Genomic DNA, 19897 nt, shown 5'->3' with positions numbered 1-19897 from the left:
CGGGCGCTCGCGTCGGGTACAGTGGAAGCCCGTGGCAGAGCGCGCAAATCGACTCTCCGGGCGGTCGGATTCCACGACCCGGCACATCTTCGTCACGGGAGGCGTCGCCTCCTCACTGGGCAAGGGCCTGACCGCCTCCAGCCTGGGACGACTTCTCCGCTCCCGCGGGCTGCGGGTCACGATGCAGAAGCTCGACCCCTACCTCAACGTCGATCCCGGGACGATGAACCCGTTCCAGCACGGTGAGGTCTTCGTCACCGAGGACGGCGCCGAGACGGACCTCGACGTCGGGCACTACGAGCGGTTCCTCGACGTCGACCTCGTCGGCTCGGCGAACGTCACGACCGGCCAGGTGTACTCGCACGTGATCGCGAAGGAGCGGCGCGGCGAGTACCTGGGCGACACGGTCCAGGTGATCCCGCACATCACCGACGAGATCAAGAGGCGCATGCGGTCGCAGGCCGCCGACGACGTCGACATCATCATCACCGAGATCGGCGGGACGGTCGGCGACATCGAGTCGCAGCCGTTCCTTGAGGCCGCCCGCCAGGTGCGGCACGAGCTCGGCCGGGACAACGTGTTCTTCCTGCACGTCTCTCTGGTGCCGTACATCGGTCCGTCCGGGGAGCTCAAGACCAAGCCGACGCAGCACTCCGTCGCCGCGCTGCGCAGCATCGGCATCCAGCCGGACGCGATCGTGCTGCGCTCGGACCGCGAGGTCCCGCAGTCGATCAAGGCGAAGATCGCCCTGATGTGCGACGTCGACACCCAGGGCGTCATCTCCTGCAAGGACGCTCCGAGCATCTACGACATCCCGCGCGTGATCCACGCCGAGGGCCTCGACGCGTACGTGGTGCAGCGCCTCGGCCTGCAGTTCCGCGACGTCGACTGGAGCGGGTGGGACGACCTGCTGGAGCGGGTGCACCAGCCCGCGCACCAGGTCGAGATCGCGCTGGTCGGCAAGTACATCGACCTGCCCGACGCCTACCTGTCGGTGACCGAGGCGCTGCGCGCCGGCGGGTTCCACCACGGCGCGAAGGTGCGGATCCGCTGGGTCACGTCCGACGACTGCCAGACGCCCGACGGTGCGCAGCGCGCGCTGTCCGGCGTGGACGCCGTGCTGATCCCCGGCGGCTTCGGCGTGCGGGGCATCGAGGGCAAGCTCGGCGCCCTGCGCTGGTCCCGCGAGAACCGGGTGCCGACGCTCGGCATCTGCCTGGGCCTGCAGACCATGGTCATCGAGTACGCGCGCAACGTGCTGGGCCTGCCCGGCGCGTCGTCGTCCGAGTTCGACACGGACCCGGCCGACCCCGTGGTCGCCACCATGGCGGAGCAGCTCGCGATCGTCGGCGGTGACGGCGACCTCGGCGGCACCATGCGGCTCGGCTCGTACGAGGCGGTGCTGGCCGAGGGGTCCGTCGTCGCCGAGGCGTACGGCACGACCCGGGTCACCGAGCGGCACCGGCACCGGTACGAGGTGAACAACGCGTACCGCGACAGGCTGGAGGAGGCCGGCCTCGTCATCTCCGGGGTGTCGCCCGACTCGTCGCTGGTGGAGTTCGTCGAGCTGCCGCGCGACGTGCACCCGTACTACGTGTCGACGCAGGCGCACCCGGAGTTCAAGTCCCGGCCCACCCGCGCGCACCCGCTGTTCTCGGGCCTGGTGGCCGCCGCCCTGGCCGCGCAGCAGGCGGCGCCGGCCGGGCGCCGCGCCGCGGTCGAGGCGTGACGGTCGCCGACGCGGCGAGCGGGGGGCCGGCCGACCGGTCGGCCCCCCGGCCCGTCCTGGAGCACACGGACCTCCACCACGGGAAGATCTGGGACCTGGTCTCCGAGACCGTGGACCTGGGGGAGTCCCAGGTGGTCCGCGAGTTCGTCGACCACCCCGGAGCCGTCGCGGTGATCGCGCTCGACGAGGACGACCGCGTGCTGCTCCTGCGCCAGTACCGGCACCCGGTGCGCGCCGAGCTCTGGGAGCCGCCGGCGGGCCTGCGGGACGTCGACGGCGAGCCGCCGCACGTCACCGCCGCCCGGGAGCTCGCCGAGGAGGCGGACCTGCGGGCCGGCACCTGGCACCTGCTCGCCGAGTTCGCGAACTCCCCGGGCGGGTCGAACGAGCGCATCCTCGTCTACCTGGCCCGGGACCTGTCGGAGGTGCCCGAGGCCGAGCGGTTCGCCCGCGAGGACGAGGAGGCGGGGATGGTGCCGCTGTGGCTGCCGCTCGACGACGCGGTCACGGCCGTGCTCGAGGGCCGGCTGCACAGCCCGAGCGCGGCGGTCGGCGTCCTGGCGGCTGCCGCGTCGCGCGACCGGGGCTGGAGCACGCTGCGCCCCGTGTGACCTGGGTGTTCACCCGTCGCCCGATCGGTGGACGTCGAGCCTGACAGGTCAGGCAGAGCCGAGGTGCGCCGATGACCAGGGTGTGCCCGACGCCAGCCCCCCGCCGCTCTCGCCGGCGGGGGTCGTCCTGGCCGGGACGCACGCGGCGGTGGTGCTCGGCCTGTGCGCCCTGCTCTGCCTGGCCGGCGCTGTCTGGCCGCCGTCGCCGCTGACCCGGGTCGGGTACTGGTACGTCGGTGGGACGGTGCTGGCCGTGGCAGCGCTCGCTGCGGCGGTGTGGCGGCGCCACCGGCGCACGCCGCTGGTCGCTGCGCTGCTGGGGATCGCCGTCGGGGCGGCGCTGGTCGCGGTGTGCCGGACGCCTGCCGGGGTCGTGACGACGTCGCTCGGACTGGTCGTCGCCGGGCAGGCCGCTGCGCTGCTCGGCGGCCGCCGGCTGGCACGTGGCCTGCTCCTGGTCGTCGTCGTGACGCTCGCAGCGGCGATGGCCGCGTCCCCGGTGCCCTTCCGGGTGTCGAGCTGGCTCGTGCTCGCTGTCATGACGGTCGTGACGAGCGAGCTGGTCACGTACCTGCTGTCGCGGTTGCGGGAGCTCGCGACGACGGACGACCTGACCGGGGTCCTGACGCGCGCGGCGTTCGACGAGCGTGCCGCGGCCGTCGTGGCGCGGGCGACCCGCGACGGGCGGCCGGTGAGCCTGGTCTGCCTGGACGTCGACGACTTCAAGGAGGTCAACGACACCCGCGGCCACCAGGCGGGCGACGACGTCCTGGTGCGCCTGGTCGCCGCCTGGCGGGGGGCGCTCGGGCGGCACGACGTGATCGGGAGGCGGGGCGGCGACGAGTTCGCGGTCGTGCTCTCCGGCCGCGCGGCGGAGGCCGCCGAGGTCTGGGCGCTCCAGGCCGACGCGGCGCGGGCTCCGGGCGACCCGACGTGGAGCCACGGTGTCGCCCAGGCGCACCGGGGCGAGCCGGTCCGCGAGGTGCTCGCCCGCGCGGATGCCGCGCTGTACGCGCGCAAGGCCGACCGGCCGGCGGAGGGCCTCGCCTGATCCGGGCGTCCCGTCCTCAGCGGCTGGTGGACACCCGGTACTGCGCGTTCGCGAGCGGCACGAAGATCACCAGGAACAGCGCGGACCAGATCAGCGTGTAGACCTCCGGGTTCTGCAGGGGCCACGCGGTGGGCTCGGGGACGCCCGGTGGGATGTTGCCGAACAGCTCCCGTGCGGCCTGCGTCACGGCCGAGACGGGGTTCCACTCGGCGAACGTCTGCAGCGGCGCCGGGAGCGTCTCGAGCGGGACGAACGTGTTGGCCACGAACGTCAGCGGGAAGATGATGATGAACGAGGCGTTGTTCACGACCTCCGGGCTGGGGACCAGCATCCCGACCCACGCCATGATCCAGGAGATCGCGTAGGCGAACGCCAGCAGCAGGCCGAAGCCGGCGAGGGCGTCGATCCACGAGGACCGGATGCGCCAGCCGACGACCAGCCCGGTCAGACCCATGACGACGAGCACGATGACGTTGTTGACGACGTCCGAGAACGTGCGGCCGGTGAGCACCGCGGACGGCGCCATCGGCAGCGACCGGAACCGGTCGAGGATGCCCTTCTTGAGGTCCTCGGCGAGCGCCGCCCCGGTGACGGTCGCTCCGAAGATCACCGTCTGGGCGAAGATCCCCGCGATGAGGAACTCCCGGTAGGCGGACCCGCCGCCCTGCTGGTCGATCGCGCCGCCGAAGACGTACGAGAACAGCAGCACGAACATGATCGGCGACAGCGTGGTGAAGACCAGCAGGTCGGGGACCCGCTTGATCTTGATGATGTTGCGCTTGGCGACGACGGACGCGTCGGCCAGCACGGCGGGGAACCGCATCACGCGCCTCCTTCCTGAGGGGCTGCGTCCTGCTCGGTGGGGCGCCCGGTGAGGGCGAGGAAGACGTCGTCGAGCGTCGGGCGGCGCAGGCCGACGTCCTCGAGGCGGACGTCCTGGGCGTCGAGCCGGCGCAGCGCCTCCCCGAGCACCTCGGGCCCGCCGGACACCGGCATGACGAACGACCGCCGGGACGGGTCGACGACAGGCGCACCGACGCCCAGCGGGGTGAGCGCCTCGGTGGCGACGGCGAGCCGGGCGGCGTCGGCGACGGTGAGCTCGAGGCGCTCGCCCCCGACCTGGCGCTTGAGCTGGTCGGCGGTGCCCTGCGCGATGATCCGCCCGTGGTCGATGACCACGATCTCGTCGGCGAGCATGTCGGCCTCCTCCAGGTACTGCGTGGTCAGCAGCAACGTGGTCCCCCCGGCGACGAGCTGCTGGATGACCTCCCACATGTCCGTGCGGCCGCGGGGGTCCAGGCCGGTCGTCGGCTCGTCGAGGAAGATGACCGGCGGGTCCGCCACGAGGGCGCCGGCGAGGTCGAGCCGTCGCCGCATGCCGCCGGAGTACGTGCGGGTGGGCCGGTCGGCGGCGTCCTCCAGGCGGAACGACGCGAGCAGCTCACGCGCCCGCGCCCGGGCCCGCCGCCCCCCGAGGTGGTAGAGCCGGCCGATCATCTCGAGGTTCTCGTACCCCGAGAGGTACTCGTCGACCGCGGCGTACTGCCCTGACAGCCCGATGCGGCGACGGACCTCCGCGGGGTGTGCGAGGACGTCGACGCCCATGACGTGCGCGGTCCCGCTGTCCGGGCGCAGCAGCGTGGACAGGATCCGCACGATGGTGGTCTTGCCCGCCCCGTTGGGGCCGAGCAGACCGAGCACGGTGCCGGCCGGCACCGTGAGGTCCACGCCGTCCAGGGCGGTGACGCCCTTGTAGCGCTTCGCGAGCCCGTGGGCCTCGATCGCCTGTTCCATGGTGCGAGCGTAGATGTGACCTACGACACACCAGAAGGGTCACCGGGGAAGATCGCCGCCCGGCACGACGAGTCCCGACTCGTACGCCAGCACCACGAGCTGCGTGCGCGAGCTCGTCCCCGTCTTCGCGAGCAGGCCGTGGACGTGCGCCTTCACCGTGGCGACCGCGAGCCCGAGCTCGTCCGCGGCCTCCTGGTTCGACCGCCCGCGCGCCACCGCCAGCAGCACGTCGCGCTCCCGGGGGCTCAGGCCGTCGATCCCCGCCGGCTCGGTGGCCGTGCGCGGACGCGCGCGGCCCCAGCGCCGCCACTGCTCCAGCACGAGCGGGGCGACAGCGGGGTCGAGCACGGACCCGCCCTCGTGCACCCGCCGGACCGCCGTGACCAGCGCCGCCGGGTCGGTGTCCTTGAGCAGGAACCCGTCCGCGCCGGCGTGCAGCGCACGGGTCACGTACTCCTCGTCGTCGAACGTGGTGAGCACGAGCACCCGCACGTCGTCGAGACCGGGGTCGGCGCGCAGCCGCCGCGTCGCCTCGATCCCGTCGAGCACCGGCATGCGGATGTCCATGAGCACGACGACGGGGCGGTGCTGCGCGGCGAGCTCGACGGCCTGCGCCCCGTCCGCCGCCTCGGCGACGGTCGTCAGGCCGGGCTCGTGGTCGAGGATCAGCCGCAGGCCGAAGCGGATCATCGCCTGGTCGTCCGCGACGAGGACCCGGACCTCGGGGACGTCGGTCACGGCACCGGCACCTCCAGGGCGACGACCCAGCCGCCGCCCTCCGGGCCGGCCGCCAGCGTGCCGCCGCAGGCCGCCGCCCGCTCGCGCATGTGGACGACGCCGTTGCCGCCGCCCGCGGCACCGGTGCGGGCCGGCCCGTCGTCCTCGACCCGCAGCGAGAGGCGGCCCGGCCGACGGCTCAGCTCGACCCGGGCGCGGGGGGCGTCCGAGTGCACCAGCACGTTCGTCAGCGCCTCCTGCGCGACGCGGACGACCGCCAGCCCGACCTCCGGCGGGCACGGCGGCAGGGGGTCCGGCAGCGCCGCCTCGACCGTCAGGCCCGACCCCCGCACCCGCTCGAGGACGTTCCCGAGCTCCGTCAGCCCGGGAACGGGGGACAGCGGGACCTCGGCCTCGTCCGCCGCCCGCAGCACGCGGACGACCGAGCGCATCGCGGTGAGCGCCTCCCTGCCGGCCGGCGCGATCCACCGCACCGCGTCCCGGTACTCCTCGGGGCGCTGGTCGCCGACGCGGTCCGCGGCCTGGGCCCGCACGACGATCGCGCTGACGTGGTGCGCGACCACGTCGTGCAGCTCCCGGGCGATGCGGGTGCGCTCGGCCCGCACCGCAGCGCGCTCGCGCTGAGCCTGCAGGGCGTGCAGCTCGGCGTTGCGGAGCTCGAGGGAACGCGTGGTGGCCGCCAGCCGCCCCGCGACCGTGCCGAGCGTCGTCGCCGCCACCACGAGCAGCACCAGCAGTAGGGTGTCCGACGGGTCGCCGAGCGCGGGGCTCGCCGGGCCCGCCCCGCCGGACAGCAGCAGGCGCACGTTGTCCGCACCGGTCGCGAGCGTCGCCGTCGCGACCGCGCCCACGGCCCCGGCGACCAGCGGGTGCACCGCGCGGGCGCGGGTCGCCGCGTAGGCGGCCACGAGCAGGGGAGCGGCGTGCAGGTCGGCCTGCACCGTCGCGCCGTACGTCAGCACCGCGTAGCCGAGCGGGTAGAGGACGACGGTCAGCCACAGCCCGGCCGCCGGGGCGGCGCGACGCAGCGCGAGCGGCACCGCGAGACCGACGCCGGCCCACAGGTGCGCCTCCTGCCACCGCGGGCTCCACAGCCCCGTCCGGGCGAGCAGCGTGACCGCGAGCGTCCAGCCCAGCAGCACGCCGAGCGCGACGAGGCCGTCGACGAGCGCGGCGTGGCGGCGGTCGGTCCCGGGCATGCCGCGAGCCTAGGACGCGGGCACGGGCGCGGGCGTCGGCTGCCGGGCGGATCGTGCGAGGGCCGGCACCACCACCTTCGGGTGGAGGCCGCTCGCCGGGCGTCGGACCGGGAACGGACGGCCACCACCTCAGGGAGGCCCGGTGCGCCGGCGCGGATCGGACCCCCGTCCGACGCCCGGCGCGGGTGCCGGCGACGACGGTGGAGGCATGACGACGACGACCCGCCGGCACGCCCGGCTCACGGCAGACCGCGACCGCGCAGCCACGGCGCCCGGGGGTGCCGTCCCGTGGCCGGCGGTGCCCGGGGACCCCGGCCACCGTGCCGGCACCCGCCGCCCGGGCGGGCGGCAGGGCGGTCGCCGGCTCCGACGGGGCGTGGTGGCGCTGCTGGTGCTCGGGGCCGGAGCCTGGGCGGTGCAGGGCCTGGACCTCGACGCGGTCCGCGGCCGGATCGCGTCGGGGGTCGCCCGGGTCTCCGGGTCGCCGACCGCGACCGGCTCCGTGGGCGCGCCGGGCGGTGCGGGCGACGTGACCGGGCTCGACGCCGAGCTGCAGCGGCGCTTCGACAGTGCCGTCGCGGCCGCGGCCGCGGACGGGGTCGCGTTGACGCTGACGTCCGGCCGCCGCACCGCGGAGGAGCAGCAGGTGCTGGTCGACCAGGCGGTCGCGCGCTACGGCGTCCCGGAGGCGTACCGCTGGGTGCTGCCGCCCGACCAGTCCGCCCACGTCCGGGGTCTGGCCGTCGACGTGGGCCCGACCGACGGCGCGCTGTGGCTGGGGGAGCACGGCCAGGAGCTCGGGCTGTGCCGCACGTACGCCAACGAGGTGTGGCACTTCGAGATGCTCCCCGACGGCGCCACCACCTGCCCGGAGCAGCGGCCGGACTCCTCGTGGGCCTGGTGACCGGGCGCGGCGGGCGGGCTACAGCGCGGCGAGGCCGTCCCCGAGGATCTTCCCGCCGATCAGCAGCAGCACCGCGGCGGTGAGGACGGCGCTGTGCCGCGTCATGAGATCGCGGACCCGGGTGAGCGCCGGCTCGGCCCGCGCGCCTGCCACGGCGTGGGCGGCGACCGCGGCGAGCACGTTCGCCGAGCCGAGCAGCACGAAGACGGCACCGGAGGCAGCGACCGCCCCGGGTGCCACCTCCTGGACCGTGGCCGCGGCGGACGCGGCGAGCGCGATGTTCTTCGGGTTCGCGCCGCCCAGGAGCGCGCCCAGGCCGAGCGTCCGTGCGGGTGCCGGGTCGTCGAACGCCGACAGCCAACCCGGCGGCCCGGGCGTCCCGGCCCCGCGCGCCGCGAGCACCTTGCGGACCGCGAGCACGACGAGCACGGCACCGAGCAGCACCCGGAGCCACGCGACGGCTCGCGGGCCGCCGTCCACCGACTCCACGCCGCCGACGACGAGGAGCGCGGCCGCGGTCAGCGCGCCCAGCCCCACGACCCAGCCGGCCAGGAACAGCCACCCCGACGTGCGTGGCCGCGGACCGGTCAGCAGCAGGGTCGTGGCCACCAGCGGGAACGGGCTCAGGGCGACGGCGAGCGCCACGGGCAGGAACGAGCCGATCGCGTCGAGCACGGCGGCCTCCGGGGACGGGTCAGGCGGGGGACGCCGCCGGCGCGGTCGCCGGCCGGGCGGTCGCGCCGGCGTCGACGCCCCGGGTGCGGAACGTCAGCAGGTAGCGGGTGGTGCCGGCCGCGAGCAGCGCGGCACCGAGCATGTGCAGCAGGACGAGCAGCACGGGCAGGTCGGTGGCGACCTGCACGTACCCGATGAGGCCCTGGAGGGCGACCAGGGCGACCATCACCCAGCCGCGGCGGCGCAGCACCTGCGGCCCGCGGCGGTTGAGCACGAGCAGGGCCACGAGCGCCGCGACGAACAACCACACCGCGGCGGCGTGCACGCGGGCCATCAGGTACGGGTCGACCGCGAACCGGTACCCGACCTCCTCGTCGCCGGAGTGCGGGCCGGCGCCGGTCGTGACGGCGCCGAGCACCAGCACGACCGCCAGCAGCACCGCCAGGACCGGGGCGAGCGCCTGGGCCGCGGGGGGCGCGACGGGCACCGGCGCACCGTCGCCCTCGCGCCCGCGGTGGACGAGCAGCGTGGACAGCACCACGAGCAGCATCGACACCAGGAAGTGCAGGCTCACCCAGGCCGGGTGCAGGTGCAGCAGCACGATCACCCCGCCGATGACCGCCTGGGCCGCGACGCCGAGCAGCGGGGCGAAGCCGAGCAGCCGGTACGAGCGGGCGCGGCGGCGGTCGGGCCAGACCACGAGGATCACCAGGACCGCGAGCACGGACAGGACACCGGTGAGGGTGCGGTTCCCGAACTCCACGAACCGGTGGTACGTCGCGGCCTCGTGGAACACCGGCGCGAACTGCCCGGGCTCGCACTGCGGCCACGTCGAGCAGCCCAGTCCCGAGCCGGTCAGCCGCACCGCCCCGCCCGTGACGACGATGCCGATCTGCCCGACCAGGTTCGCCACGAGCACCGGGTGCGCCAGCCGGTCGCGCCACGCGGCCGACCGGGACGGTGCGGGGCGGGGCGCGGGCACGGCGGCGACGTCGGAGCTCACGGGGGCCAGCCTACGGTTGCGGCAGGACCCGCGGGTGCGCGGGCGCACGAGTTCTCGCTCACGCCCTCGGACGCGGGTGTGCGCGGTCCGGGCGGGGTCGGCGGGTCAGTCCCAGCGGAACCAGCGCCGGACGGCCGCAGCCAGCAGCACCGCCCACCCGGCCAGCGCCGCGAGCGGGGCCGCGGGGAAGCCACCGTCGACCAGGGCGGTGCGGAGCGCCTCGCCGAGGGCGCCGGGCGGCAGCCAGCGGGCGACGGCGGCCCAGCCGGCGGGCAGCTCCGCGACGGGCAGCACCACACCCCCGACGACGGCGAGCACCACCAGCAGCAGGTTCGCCACCGCGAGGACCGCCTCGGCCCGCAGGGTCCCGGCGAGCAGCAGCGCGAGCGCGGTGAACGCCGCGACGCCCAACAGCAGGGCCAGCGCGGCGGGGACCAGGCCGGCCGGCTCCGGGCGCCAGCCGAGGGCGAGCGCCGTGGCGCCGACGACGAGCACCTGCAGGGCGGCGACCGCGAGCACGGCGAGCGCCTTCCCGGCGAGCAGGCCGCCGCGCCCGAGCGGTGTCGTGGCCAGCAGCCGCAGGACGCCGTTGCGCCGGTCGAAGGCGGTGGCGATCGCCTGGGAGGTCAGCGACCCGGCCATCACGGCCAGGCCCAGCACGCCGGGCGTCACGACGTCGAGCCGCTCGGCGCCGCCGGTGTCGAGCTCGACGAACGACGACCGCCCCAGGGCCACGAGCGCCACCACGGGGATGACGAGGGTCACGAGGAGCTGCTCGCCGTTGCGGAGCACCGCGAGCGCCTCGAACCGCGCCTGCGCGAGCACGCGGCGTGCGACGGGCGCCGCGCGCTCCGGTGCGGCGGGCCCGGGTGCGGCGGGGCGGGCGCCCGGCGTGGTCGTGGTCATCGCAGGGTCCGTCCGGTGAGGTCCAGGAACACGTCCTCGAGGGTGCGCCGCCCGACGTCCACGTGGGTGAGCAGCACGTCGCGGTCGGCGCACCACGCGGCGAGCGCCGCGAGCAGCCGGGGGTCGGCGGGGGCGTCGACGACGTACGCGCCGGGTCCCGTCTCGCGCACGACCGGGCGGCGCGCGTCGGCCGCGCCCGACGGACCCCCCGTGGCCAGCGCCCGGCCGAGGTCGTCGACGGGCAGCCCGGGCGTCGCCCGGAACGCCAGGGTCGACCCGTCGGCGCCCGCCAGGAGGTCCGGCACGGCGCCACGGGCGATGACACGGCCGTGGTCGACCACCGCGACCTCGTCGGCGAGGGCCTCCGCCTCGTCCATGAGGTGCGTGGTCAGCAGGACGGCCACGCCGTCGGACCGCAGCTCGGCGACCAGGTCCCACACGGCGCGGCGGGCCTGCGGGTCCATGCCGGCGGACGGTTCGTCGAGGAAGACCACGTCGGGCCGGCCGACGACAGCGGTGGCGAGGGCGAGCCGCTGGCGCTGCCCGCCGGACAGGCGCCGGACGGTCGTGCGGGCGAACGGGTGCAGACCGAGGCGGTCGGCGAGCTCGCCGACGTCCCGCGGGTCGGCGTACATCGCGGCGACGTGCCGCAGCACACCGAGCGCCGGCACGCCGGTCGGCAGGCCGGCGTCCTGGAGCATGACCCCGACGCGGGGCCGCAGGGCGCGTGCGTCGGCGACGGGGTCCAGCCCCAGCACGCGGACGGAGCCGCCGTCCGGTGCGCGCAGCCCCTCGCAGCACTCGACCGTGGTGGTCTTGCCGGCGCCGTTCGGACCGAGCACCGCCGTCACCCGTCCGGGTGCCGCGTGCAGGTCGAGGCCGTCGACGACCGCCCGGCCGTCGTACCGCTTGACGAGCCCGCGGACCTCGACGGCGAGCGGGGTGGGGGTCGGGCCGAGCACCCCGCGAGTGTAGGGGCCGCCGTCGGGTGTGAGGCGAACCTTGCTTGCGGGGACTGAATTCGGCAACAAAGATGTTGCCGATATCGGATGCCGTCCGTGGCGTCCGGGTGTGCCCCTCACGGGACCGCCGTCAGCCGCGCAGCAGCGAACCGGAGGTGTGTGCATGGGTCCGACGACGCCGAGCCCCCTCGCCGTGGCGCCGACCGCTGCCCCGGCCGCGGGCGATCACGACCTCGAGGCCGGGACCCGCCGCCGCGTGCTGGACCTCATCGCCGCCGACGGGCCGGTCACCGCGGCCGAGCTCGCCGCCGAGCTGTCGCTCACCGCTGCGGCCGTCCGCCGGCACCTCGCGACGCTGGAGTCGGAGGGCCAGATCGGCGTCCACGACGGGCGCGGCCAGGCCGGTCCCGCCCGCCGTGGCCGGCCCGCCAAGCACTACGTCGTCACCGCCGAGGGGCAGGCCGCGCTCAGCCAGCAGTACTCCGAGCTCGCGGCTCAGGCCCTGCGGTTCGTCGCCGAGATCGGCGGCGCGGACGCCGTGCGGAGCTTCGCCGAGCGGCGGGTCCACGAGCTCGAGCAGCGGCACGCCGAGGCGCTCGCCGAGGCCGGCGCCGACCCCGCCCGGCGCGCCCGGGTGCTGGCGGAGGCGCTCGCGGACGACGGCTTCGCCGCCACCGCCCGGCCCGTGCCCGGCGGCCACGCGATCCAGCTCTGCCAGGGGCACTGCCCGGTGCAGGACGTCGCCTCGGAGTTCCCCGAGCTCTGCGAGGCGGAGGCCCACGCGTTCTCCCGGATGCTCGGCGTCCACGTGCAGCGGCTCGCGACCCTCGCGCGCGGCGGGCACGTCTGCACGACCAACATCCCGATCACCCCGGTGCGGCGACCGACCGCGACCGACCCGCCCGCCGGCACCTCCGGGCCCCCGCCCGGTCTGCCGGCAGCACCCCCCGAGCGACCCGACGCCACCGCCCCCGCGGCGTACACGGAAGGACGATGAGATGACCACGACGGACCCCGGCCGCACGGCCGAGCCGATGACCCAGGACGAGGCGATCGCCTCGATCGGTGCGTACGGCTACGGCTGGCACGACCCGGACTCCGCGGGCGCCACCGCCCAGCGCGGCCTCTCCGAGGCGGTCGTGCGCAACATCTCCGCGCTGAAGAACGAGCCGGAGTGGATGCTCAAGACGCGCCTCAAGGCGCTGCGCCTGTTCGACAAGAAGCCGATGCCCTGGTGGGGTGCGGACCTGTCGGGCATCGACTTCGACAACATCAAGTACTTCGTGCGGTCCACGGAGAAGCAGGCGACCTCCTGGGAGGACCTGCCCGAGGACATCCGGAACACCTACGACCGGCTCGGCATCCCGGAGGCGGAGAAGCAGCGCCTCGTCGCCGGCGTCGCCGCGCAGTACGAGTCCGAGGTGGTCTACCACCAGATCCAGGAGTCGCTCGAGGCGCAGGGCGTCATCTTCGTCGACACCGACACCGGCCTGCGCGAGTACCCGGAGCTGTTCGAGCAGTACTTCGGCTCGGTCATCCCGCCGGGGGACAACAAGTTCGCGTCGCTCAACACCGCCGTGTGGTCGGGCGGCTCGTTCGTGTACGTGCCGCCGGGCGTCCACGTCGAGATCCCGCTGCAGGCCTACTTCCGGATCAACACCGAGAACATGGGCCAGTTCGAGCGGACGCTGATCATCGCGGACGAGGGCTCGTACGTGCACTACGTCGAGGGCTGCACCGCGCCGATCTACCAGTCGGACTCGCTGCACTCCGCGGTGGTCGAGATCATCGTGAAGAAGAACGCCCGCGTGCGGTACACGACCATCCAGAACTGGTCGAACAACGTCTACAACCTCGTGACGAAGCGGGCGACCGCCGCCGAGGGCGCGACGATGGAGTGGGTCGACGGCAACATCGGCTCCAAGGTCACCATGAAGTACCCGGCGATCTACCTGCTGGGCGAGCACGCCCGCGGCGAGACGCTGTCCATCGCCTTCGCGGGCGAGGGCCAGCACCAGGACGCCGGCTCGAAGATGGTGCACGCCGCGCCGCACACGTCGTCATCGATCGTGTCGAAGTCGGTGGCGCGCGGCGGTGGCCGCACGTCGTACCGGGGCCTGGTGCAGGTGCTCGAGGGCGCCTCGCACTCGGCGTCGAACGTGCTGTGCGACGCCCTGCTGGTCGACCAGATCTCGCGCTCCGACACCTACCCGTACGTCGACGTCCGCGAGGACGACGTGTCGATGGGCCACGAGGCCACGGTGTCCCGCGTGAGCGAGGACCAGCTGTTCTACCTGATGTCCCGCGGGATGCCCGAGACGGAGGCCATGGCGATGATCGTGCGCGGGTTCGTGGAGCCCATCGCGCGCGAGCTCCCCATGGAGTACGCCCTCGAGCTGAACCGCCTGATCGAGCTGCAGATGGAAGGGGCCGTCGGCTGATGTCGACCACCGCAGAGCAGGGTCTGTCGACCGACCACTCCCGGGCGACCGCCGACGAGGCGCACAGCCACGGCGTCGGCACCGTCCCGGAGGCGTCCCGCGCCGCGCGCCCGACCTCGTTCGAGGTCGCGGACTTCGCCGTGCCGACGGGTCGCGAGGAGGAGTGGCGGTTCTCGCCCGTGGACCGGCTGGCGCCGCTGTTCGCGCCGGAGACCGGCACGCTGACCGGCCACGGCGTCCTGACCACGGTCGTCGACGCGCCCGAGGTCGAGGTCGAGATCGTCGACCGCGGCGACGCCCGCCTCGGGCGCGCCGGGCAGCCGGGGGACCGTGCGGCTGCGGTCGCGTGGGCGTCGTTCCCGCGCGCCACGGTCGTGACGATCCCGCGTGAGGCCGTCGCGTCGACGGTCACGTCGGTCCGTGTCGAGGGCGTCGAGGGCCAGCTGGAGCCGACGGCGTCGCACCTGCTGGTGCACGCCGAGCCGATGTCGCAGGCCACCGTCGTCATCGACCACGTCGGGTCGGCGCTGCTGACCGAGACGGTCGAGGTCGTGGCCGAGGACGGCGCCCACCTGACCGTCGTGTCGGTGCAGGACTGGGCCGAGGGCTCCGTGCACAACGCCGCCCACCGGGTGCGGCTGGGCCGCGACGCGACGGTCAAGCACATCGTCGTCACGCTCGGCGGTGACGTCGTCCGGCTCACCCCGGACGCCGAGTTCGCCGGCGAGGGCGGTTCGGTCGAGATGCTCGGCGTGTACTTCGCCGACGCCGGCCAGCACCAGGAGCAGCGGCTGTTCGTCGACCACGCGGTGCCGTCCTGCACCAGCCGCGTCACCTACAAGGGGGCGCTGCAGGGCGAGGGCGCGCACACCGTGTGGGTCGGCGACGTGCTGATCCGCAAGGAGGCCGAGGGCACCGACACCTACGAGCTCAACCGCAACCTCGTCCTCACGGACGGCGCGCGCGCGGACTCGGTGCCGAACCTCGAGATCGAGACCGGCCTCATCGAGGGCGCCGGCCACGCGTCGGCCACCGGCCGGTTCGACGACGAGCAGCTGTTCTACCTGCGCGCCCGCGGCATCCCGGAGACGGACGCCCGCCGCCTGGTGGTGCGCGGGTTCTTCGCGGAGCTGATCGGGCAGATCGGCGTCCCGGAGGTCGAGGAGCGGCTGATCGCGGCGATCGAGGCCGAGCTGGCCCGGTCGATGACGGAGTTCGCCCCGGCGACCGCGGCGGGGGCCCCGGCCGCCGTCGCGCCCGCCGGCGGGGACCACGCGTCCGACGTCACGCCGCAGACCGACGGCGCACGCGCGATCCTCGTCGAGCCCGCCTCGGTCACCAGCCGGGACGAGCCCGCATGACCGCCCAGCTCGCCTGCATGACCTCCGACGTCCCCGAGGCCGGCGCCCTGCGCGTCGAGCTCGAGGGGGAGTCGGGCGTCGTCGAGGTCGCGGTCGTCCGCGACGAGGACGGCGCGCTGCACGCCATCAGCGACATCTGCTCGCACGGCGCCGTGTCGCTGTCCGACGGGGAGGTCGAGGGCTGCACCGTGGAGTGCTGGCTGCACGGGTCGCGGTTCGACCTGCGCACCGGTGAGCCGCTGGGGCCCCCGGCCGTCCGCCCCGTCCCCGTCTACCCCCTGACCGTCGACGGCGAGCGTGTGCTCGTCGACGTCGACGGCGCCGCCTGAGCCTGCTGCGAGGAGAACGAGAGCATGTCCACCCTGGAGATCCGCGACCTGCACGTCAGCGTCGAGACCAAGGAGGGTCCGAAGCCGATCCTGCGCGGCGTCGACCTGATCATCAACAGCGGCGAGACCCACGCGATCATGGGCCCGAACGGCTCCGGCAAGTCGACGCTGGCGTACTCGCTGGCCGGGCACCCCAAGTACACGATCACGTCGGGCACCGTGACGCTCGACGGCGAGGACGTCCTCGCGATGTCCGTCGACGAGCGGGCGCGCGCCGGCATGTTCCTGGCGATGCAGTACCCCGTCGAGGTGCCGGGCGTGTCGGTGTCGAACTTCCTGCGCACCGCGAAGACCGCGATCGACGGCGAGGCCCCGGCCCTGCGGACGTGGGTGAAGGACGTCAACAGCGCCATGGAGCGTCTGCGCATGGACGCCACGTTCGCGGAGCGGTCCGTCAACGAGGGCTTCTCCGGCGGCGAGAAGAAGCGCCACGAGATCCTGCAGATGGAGCTCCTCAAGCCGCGGTTCGCCATCCTCGACGAGACGGACTCCGGCCTGGACGTCGACGCGCTGCGCATCGTCTCGGAGGGCGTGAACCGCGTCCGCGAGACCACCGACGTGGGTGTGCTGCTCATCACCCACTACACGCGCATCCTGCGCTACATCACGCCGGACTTCGTCCACGTGTTCGTGGACGGCCGCGTGGCCGAGGAGGGCGGGCCGGAGCTCGCCGAGCGCCTGGAGAACGAGGGCTACGACCGGTTCCTCACCGGTGCGGCCGCCGGCGCCTGACGGCGACGGCACACCGGGCCGGGGACGACGCACCGTCGCCCCCGGCCCGACCCCGGGGGCGACGGGGCGGCACCCGCGACGGCACGAGCACGAGGGACGACGAGATGACGGACACGCTGGACGCGGCCCAGGGCAGCACGCCCGAGGAGGGCCGGACGCTCGGCGCCGCCGAGCTGGCCGCGGTGCGCGCGGACTTCCCGCTGCTCGCGCGGACCGTGCGCGGCGGCCGCCCGCTGGTGTACCTCGACTCCGGCGCGACCTCGCAGAAGCCCGAGGTCGTCCTGGACGCCGAGCAGGACTTCTACGCGCAGCGCAACGCCGCCGTGCACCGCGGCGCGCACCAGCTCGCCGAGGAGGCCACGGAGGCGTTCGAGACCGCGCGGACGCAGGTCGCGTCGTTCGTGGGCGTCCGCGACGACGAGCTGGTGTGGACCTCCAACGCGACCGCGGGGCTCAACCTCGTCGCGTACGCGATGTCCAACGCGACGCTCGGCCGGGGCGGGGACGCCGCGCGCCGGTTCGCGCTCGCCCCGGGCGACGAGATCGTCGTCACCGAGGCCGAGCACCACGCGAACCTCGTCCCGTGGCAGGAGCTCGCCGCCCGCACCGGCGCCACGCTGCGCTGGCTCGGCGTCGACGACTCCGGCCGGATCCGGGTGGACGAGCTCGACACGGTCGTCACGGAGCGCACCAAGGTGCTGGCGTTCACGCACGCCTCGAACGTGACCGGGGCGATCACCCCCGTCGCGCCGTTCGTCGCCCGGGCGCGCGAGGTCGGGGCGCTCACGGTGCTCGACGCCTGCCAGAGCGTGCCGCACCTGCCCGTCGACCTGGCCGCGCTCGGCGTCGACTTCGCCGCGTTCTCCGGGCACAAGATGCTCGGCCCCACCGGCGTCGGCGCGCTGTACGGCCGCCGCGAGCTGCTCGAGGCCATGCCGCCCGTCACCACGGGGGGCTCGATGGTCGAGGTCGTCACGATGGAGGCCACCACGTACGCGCCCCCGCCGCGGCGGTTCGAGGCCGGCACCCAGATGGTCTCGCAGGCCGTCGGCATGGGCGCTGCCGCGACGTACCTGGCCGAGCTCGGCATGGACGCCGTGGCCGCGCACGAGCGGCACCTGTCGGGGCTCCTGCTCGACGCGGTCGCGTCGGTCCCCGGCGTCCGGGTGATCGGCCCCACGGAGAACGTCGACCGGCTGGCGGCCGTCTCGTTCGTCGTGGACGGCGTGCACGCGCACGACGTCGGGCAGGTGCTCGACGACGCCGGCGTGGCCGTGCGCGTCGGGCACCACTGCGCGCAGCCGCTGCACCGGCGGTTCGGCGTCGCCGCCACCGCGCGGGCCTCGGCGGCCGTCTACACCACCGACGAGGAGATCGCGGTGTTCCGGGAAGCACTGGCGGGGGTCCGGGCGTTCTTCGGACTGGAGAGCACCCCGACGACCCCCGCGAACGAGGACGGCACCCGATGAGCACCGGCATGGAGCAGCTGTACCAGCAGCTGATCCTCGACCACGCGAAGCACCCCGCCCACCGGGGCGCGCAGGACGCGTACGACGTCGAGGTCCACCACGTGAACCCCACGTGCGGCGACGAGGTCACGCTGCGCGTGCGGCTCGACGCGGGGGAGGCCGGCGGCTCCGGCCCCGTGATCGGGGAGCTGACCTGGACCGGGCAGGGCTGCTCGATCTCCCAGGCATCCGCGTCGGTGATGTCGCAGGCCGTCTCCGGGCGCTCCGTGACGGACGCGCTCGCCCTGTCCGCGGACTTCCGCGAGCTCATGGACTCCCGCGGCGTGCTGCCGGAGAAATTCGAGGGCGACGCGCTCGACGAGTCGCTGGAGGACGCCGTCGCGTTCGTCGGCGTCGCGCGCTACCCCGCCCGCATCAAGTGCGCCCTGCTCGGCTGGGCCGCGATGAAGGACGCCGTGGCGCAGGCCGCCGCGGCGACGACCACCACCCAGCAGGAGGAGGGCCGATGAGCGACACCACCGTCTCGGGCCAGCCGGACCAGGCACCCGCGAACGCCGCCGACGTCGAGGAGGCGCTCCGCGACGTCATCGACCCCGAGCTCGGCATCAACGTGGTCGACCTCGGCCTCGTCTACGGCATCGCGCTCGAGCCGAACCGGCACGTGACCATCGACATGACCCTGACCTCGGCGGCCTGCCCGCTGACGGACGTCATCGAGGACCAGGCGGGCTCGTCGCTCGAGGGGCTCGTCGACTCGTTCCGCATCAACTGGGTGTGGATGCCGCCGTGGGGGCCGGAGCGCATCACCGAGGACGGGCGCGCGCAGATGCGGGCGCTGGGGTTCAACATCTGACCCCTCCCGTCGCGGACGTCACGGCCGGTCGCCCCCTGCGCGGGGTGGCCGGCCGTCGTCGTGCCGGACCAGGCGGCGTCGGGGATCGCCCGGGCCGCGGTGACGGGCCCGGCTACGGCTCCGTCACCGCGAAGGTGTCGCACGCCGCGAGGGTGCCCTGCTCGTAGCCGGTGGTGAACCAGCGCTGCCGCTGCTCGCCCGACCCGTGCGTCCAGGTGTCCGGGTCCACGCCGCCGTCGGACTGCTGCTGGATGTGGTCGTCCCCGACGGCCGCCGCGGCGGACAGCGCGTCGGCGAGCTGCCCGCGCGTGATCGGCTCCAGGTACGTCACGCCGGTGTCCGGGTCGACCGTCGTCGCGGCGTGCCCGGCCCACAGGCCCGCGTAGCAGTCGGCCTGCAGCTCCACGCGCACCGAGTCGGAGTCGTCCCCGGTGCCGGAGCGGTCCGTGCGGTCGAACACGCCGGTGACGTTCTGGACGTGGTGCCCGTACTCGTGCGCCACCACGTACATCTCCGCGAGCGGGCCGCCCGCGGACCCGTACTGCGACACCAGCAGGTCGTGGAACGACAGGTCGAGGTAGATGGTGCGGTCCGGCGGGCAGTAGAACGGGCCGGTGCTCGCGGACGCCGCGCCGCAGCCGGTGTCGGTGGCCTGGGCGAACTCGACCACGCCCGGCTGCACCTGCTCCGCCGACGCCTGCACGCCGGCGGCCGGCAGCACCTGCTCCCAGTACGCGTCCAGCGACTGCACGGTGGCCGACAGCCGGCACGCGCGGTCGCTGTTGGCCTGCTCGGCGGAGCAGTCGCCGACCTGCGACACCTGCTCGCCGCCGCCGTCGCCCGCGGGCCCCTGGAGGAGCTGGGACGGGTCGCCACCCAGCAGCACCACCAGCGCGACGAGCACCAGGCCGCCGAGGCCGCCGCCGACCGCGATGCCGCGGCCCCGACCACCCCGGCGCGACTCGACGCGCCCGCCCTCGAACCGGCCGCCGCCCTGGAACGTCATGGCCGGGACGGTAGCGCCGCGCGGGTCGGCGCGCGCGGCGGACGCCGCGACCGTCGGTGGGGCGGGAGTCCGGT

General features: G+C 74.8%; 21 protein-coding genes. 12 read left to right on the top strand and 9 right to left on the bottom strand.

What is annotated here, in order from left to right:
* The first annotated feature begins 31 nt into the window (after nucleotides 1-31).
* The 3 genes from K5O09_RS11040 (at nucleotide 32) to K5O09_RS11030 (ending at nucleotide 3391) form a co-directional block, all read left to right on the top strand.
* Nucleotides 32-1729: a CTP synthase gene (locus tag K5O09_RS11040; RefSeq protein ID WP_222169606.1), complete on the top strand. Its 1698-nt coding sequence runs from the start codon at nucleotides 32-34 to the stop codon at nucleotides 1727-1729.
* Nucleotides 1726-2340 (top strand): NUDIX hydrolase, encoded by a 615-nt coding sequence (locus tag K5O09_RS11035; protein WP_222169605.1) that lies wholly within the window; start codon nucleotides 1726-1728, stop codon nucleotides 2338-2340. Before K5O09_RS11040 ends, K5O09_RS11035 begins: the two co-directional genes overlap by 4 nt.
* A gap of 82 nt (nucleotides 2341-2422) precedes the next feature.
* Nucleotides 2423-3391: a GGDEF domain-containing protein gene (locus K5O09_RS11030; protein ID WP_222169604.1), complete on the top strand. Its 969-nt coding sequence runs from the start codon at nucleotides 2423-2425 to the stop codon at nucleotides 3389-3391.
* Between the two features lie 16 nt (nucleotides 3392-3407).
* Here K5O09_RS11030 and K5O09_RS11025 read toward each other — a convergent pair whose 3' ends face one another.
* The 4 genes from K5O09_RS11025 to K5O09_RS11010 are packed head-to-tail and all read right to left on the bottom strand — an operon-like array spanning nucleotide 3408 to nucleotide 7122.
* Entirely contained in the window at nucleotides 3408-4214 is an 807-nt protein-coding gene (locus K5O09_RS11025; RefSeq protein WP_222169603.1) for an ABC transporter permease, read from the bottom strand.
* Nucleotides 4214-5185, bottom strand: a complete 972-nt coding sequence (locus K5O09_RS11020) for an ATP-binding cassette domain-containing protein (RefSeq protein WP_222169602.1) — start codon at nucleotides 5183-5185, stop codon at nucleotides 4214-4216. The genes K5O09_RS11025 and K5O09_RS11020 overlap by 1 nt, the downstream gene beginning before the upstream one ends.
* A 39-nt stretch (nucleotides 5186-5224) precedes the next feature.
* Nucleotides 5225-5923: a response regulator transcription factor gene (locus K5O09_RS11015; RefSeq protein WP_222169601.1), complete on the bottom strand. Its 699-nt coding sequence runs from the start codon at nucleotides 5921-5923 to the stop codon at nucleotides 5225-5227.
* Nucleotides 5920-7122: a sensor histidine kinase gene (locus K5O09_RS11010; RefSeq protein WP_222169600.1), complete on the bottom strand. Its 1203-nt coding sequence runs from the start codon at nucleotides 7120-7122 to the stop codon at nucleotides 5920-5922. Before K5O09_RS11010 ends, K5O09_RS11015 begins: the two co-directional genes overlap by 4 nt.
* Nucleotides 7123-7330: 208 nt before the next feature.
* On the opposite strand from K5O09_RS11010, the gene K5O09_RS11005 reads away from it, so the two are divergent.
* Nucleotides 7331-8026 (top strand): D-alanyl-D-alanine carboxypeptidase family protein, encoded by a 696-nt coding sequence (locus K5O09_RS11005; RefSeq protein ID WP_222169599.1) that lies wholly within the window; start codon nucleotides 7331-7333, stop codon nucleotides 8024-8026.
* An 18-nt stretch (nucleotides 8027-8044) separates the two neighbouring features.
* Here K5O09_RS11005 and K5O09_RS11000 read toward each other — a convergent pair whose 3' ends face one another.
* The 4 genes from K5O09_RS11000 to K5O09_RS10985 form a co-directional block, all read right to left on the bottom strand.
* A complete protein-coding gene (locus K5O09_RS11000; protein ID WP_222169598.1) occupies nucleotides 8045-8701 on the bottom strand; it encodes a GAP family protein in 657 nt (218 codons plus the stop codon).
* Nucleotides 8702-8720: 19 nt separating this feature from the next.
* A complete protein-coding gene (locus K5O09_RS10995) occupies nucleotides 8721-9704 on the bottom strand; it encodes a heme A synthase (RefSeq protein WP_370635430.1) in 984 nt (327 codons plus the stop codon).
* A 105-nt stretch (nucleotides 9705-9809) separates the two neighbouring features.
* Nucleotides 9810-10610, bottom strand: a complete 801-nt coding sequence (locus tag K5O09_RS10990; RefSeq protein ID WP_222169597.1) for an ABC transporter permease — start codon at nucleotides 10608-10610, stop codon at nucleotides 9810-9812.
* Nucleotides 10607-11572 carry an ABC transporter ATP-binding protein gene (locus K5O09_RS10985; RefSeq protein ID WP_255595271.1) on the bottom strand — a complete coding sequence of 322 codons (966 nt, stop codon included), beginning with the start codon at nucleotides 11570-11572 and terminating at the stop codon, nucleotides 10607-10609. Before K5O09_RS10985 ends, K5O09_RS10990 begins: the two co-directional genes overlap by 4 nt.
* Nucleotides 11573-11735: 163 nt before the next feature.
* Here K5O09_RS10985 and K5O09_RS10980 point away from each other — a divergent pair, with 163 nt between their 5' ends.
* The 8 genes from K5O09_RS10980 (at nucleotide 11736) to K5O09_RS10945 (ending at nucleotide 18817) form a co-directional block, all read left to right on the top strand.
* On the top strand, nucleotides 11736-12569 hold the full coding sequence (locus tag K5O09_RS10980) for a metalloregulator ArsR/SmtB family transcription factor (protein ID WP_222169595.1): 834 nt from the start codon (nucleotides 11736-11738) through the stop codon (nucleotides 12567-12569).
* 1 nt (nucleotide 12570) lies between these two features.
* Nucleotides 12571-14013 carry a Fe-S cluster assembly protein SufB gene (sufB, locus tag K5O09_RS10975; RefSeq protein ID WP_222169594.1) on the top strand — a complete coding sequence of 481 codons (1443 nt, stop codon included), beginning with the start codon at nucleotides 12571-12573 and terminating at the stop codon, nucleotides 14011-14013.
* Nucleotides 14013-15374 (top strand): Fe-S cluster assembly protein SufD, encoded by a 1362-nt coding sequence (sufD, locus tag K5O09_RS10970; RefSeq protein ID WP_222169593.1) that lies wholly within the window; start codon nucleotides 14013-14015, stop codon nucleotides 15372-15374. Before sufB ends, sufD begins: the two co-directional genes overlap by 1 nt.
* Nucleotides 15371-15703, top strand: coding sequence for a non-heme iron oxygenase ferredoxin subunit (locus K5O09_RS10965; protein ID WP_222169592.1), 333 nt, complete (start codon nucleotides 15371-15373; stop codon nucleotides 15701-15703). Before sufD ends, K5O09_RS10965 begins: the two co-directional genes overlap by 4 nt.
* A gap of 24 nt (nucleotides 15704-15727) precedes the next feature.
* The gene (gene sufC, locus K5O09_RS10960; protein WP_222169591.1) at nucleotides 15728-16495 is read left to right on the top strand and encodes a Fe-S cluster assembly ATPase SufC; all 768 of its coding nucleotides are present in this window, start codon (nucleotides 15728-15730) and stop codon (nucleotides 16493-16495) included.
* A 104-nt stretch (nucleotides 16496-16599) separates the two neighbouring features.
* Nucleotides 16600-17964 (top strand): SufS family cysteine desulfurase, encoded by a 1365-nt coding sequence (locus tag K5O09_RS10955; RefSeq protein ID WP_222169590.1) that lies wholly within the window; start codon nucleotides 16600-16602, stop codon nucleotides 17962-17964.
* On the top strand, nucleotides 17961-18473 hold the full coding sequence (gene sufU / locus K5O09_RS10950) for a Fe-S cluster assembly sulfur transfer protein SufU (RefSeq protein WP_222169589.1): 513 nt from the start codon (nucleotides 17961-17963) through the stop codon (nucleotides 18471-18473). The genes K5O09_RS10955 and sufU overlap by 4 nt, the downstream gene beginning before the upstream one ends.
* Nucleotides 18470-18817: a metal-sulfur cluster assembly factor gene (locus K5O09_RS10945; protein ID WP_222169588.1), complete on the top strand. Its 348-nt coding sequence runs from the start codon at nucleotides 18470-18472 to the stop codon at nucleotides 18815-18817. The genes sufU and K5O09_RS10945 overlap by 4 nt, the downstream gene beginning before the upstream one ends.
* A 112-nt stretch (nucleotides 18818-18929) precedes the next feature.
* On the opposite strand, the gene K5O09_RS10940 is transcribed toward K5O09_RS10945, so the two are convergent.
* Complete coding sequence (locus tag K5O09_RS10940) at nucleotides 18930-19823, bottom strand: neutral zinc metallopeptidase (protein WP_222169587.1); 894 nt, start codon at nucleotides 19821-19823, stop codon at nucleotides 18930-18932.
* Nucleotides 19824-19897: the final 74 nt, after the last annotated feature.

Source organism: Cellulomonas sp. C5510 (assembly GCF_019797765.1).
Taxonomy (GTDB): domain Bacteria; phylum Actinomycetota; class Actinomycetes; order Actinomycetales; family Cellulomonadaceae; genus Cellulomonas.
The sequence above is the reverse complement of the archived record's forward strand: the minus strand, read 5'-3'. Positions and strand labels throughout refer to the sequence as shown.

What these genes read in the sequence shown, in the direction of transcription:
- K5O09_RS11025 (WP_222169603.1), bottom strand. Translation starts at nt 4,214, where the DNA reads ATGCGGTTCCCCGCCGTGCTGGCCGACGCGTCCGTCGTCGCCAAGCGC.
- K5O09_RS11020 (WP_222169602.1), bottom strand. Translation starts at nt 5,185, where the DNA reads ATGGAACAGGCGATCGAGGCCCACGGGCTCGCGAAGCGCTACAAGGGC.
- K5O09_RS11010 (WP_222169600.1), bottom strand. Translation starts at nt 7,122, where the DNA reads ATGCCCGGGACCGACCGCCGCCACGCCGCGCTCGTCGACGGCCTCGTC.
- K5O09_RS11005 (WP_222169599.1), top strand. Translation starts at nt 7,331, where the DNA reads ATGACGACGACGACCCGCCGGCACGCCCGGCTCACGGCAGACCGCGAC.
- K5O09_RS10990 (WP_222169597.1), bottom strand. Translation starts at nt 10,610, where the DNA reads ATGACCACGACCACGCCGGGCGCCCGCCCCGCCGCACCCGGGCCCGCC.
- K5O09_RS10980 (WP_222169595.1), top strand. Translation starts at nt 11,736, where the DNA reads ATGGGTCCGACGACGCCGAGCCCCCTCGCCGTGGCGCCGACCGCTGCC.
- sufB (WP_222169594.1), top strand. Translation starts at nt 12,571, where the DNA reads ATGACCACGACGGACCCCGGCCGCACGGCCGAGCCGATGACCCAGGAC.
- sufD (WP_222169593.1), top strand. Translation starts at nt 14,013, where the DNA reads ATGTCGACCACCGCAGAGCAGGGTCTGTCGACCGACCACTCCCGGGCG.
- K5O09_RS10965 (WP_222169592.1), top strand. Translation starts at nt 15,371, where the DNA reads ATGACCGCCCAGCTCGCCTGCATGACCTCCGACGTCCCCGAGGCCGGC.
- sufC (WP_222169591.1), top strand. Translation starts at nt 15,728, where the DNA reads ATGTCCACCCTGGAGATCCGCGACCTGCACGTCAGCGTCGAGACCAAG.
- K5O09_RS10955 (WP_222169590.1), top strand. Translation starts at nt 16,600, where the DNA reads ATGACGGACACGCTGGACGCGGCCCAGGGCAGCACGCCCGAGGAGGGC.
- sufU (WP_222169589.1), top strand. Translation starts at nt 17,961, where the DNA reads ATGAGCACCGGCATGGAGCAGCTGTACCAGCAGCTGATCCTCGACCAC.
- K5O09_RS10945 (WP_222169588.1), top strand. Translation starts at nt 18,470, where the DNA reads ATGAGCGACACCACCGTCTCGGGCCAGCCGGACCAGGCACCCGCGAAC.
- K5O09_RS10940 (WP_222169587.1), bottom strand. Translation starts at nt 19,823, where the DNA reads ATGACGTTCCAGGGCGGCGGCCGGTTCGAGGGCGGGCGCGTCGAGTCG.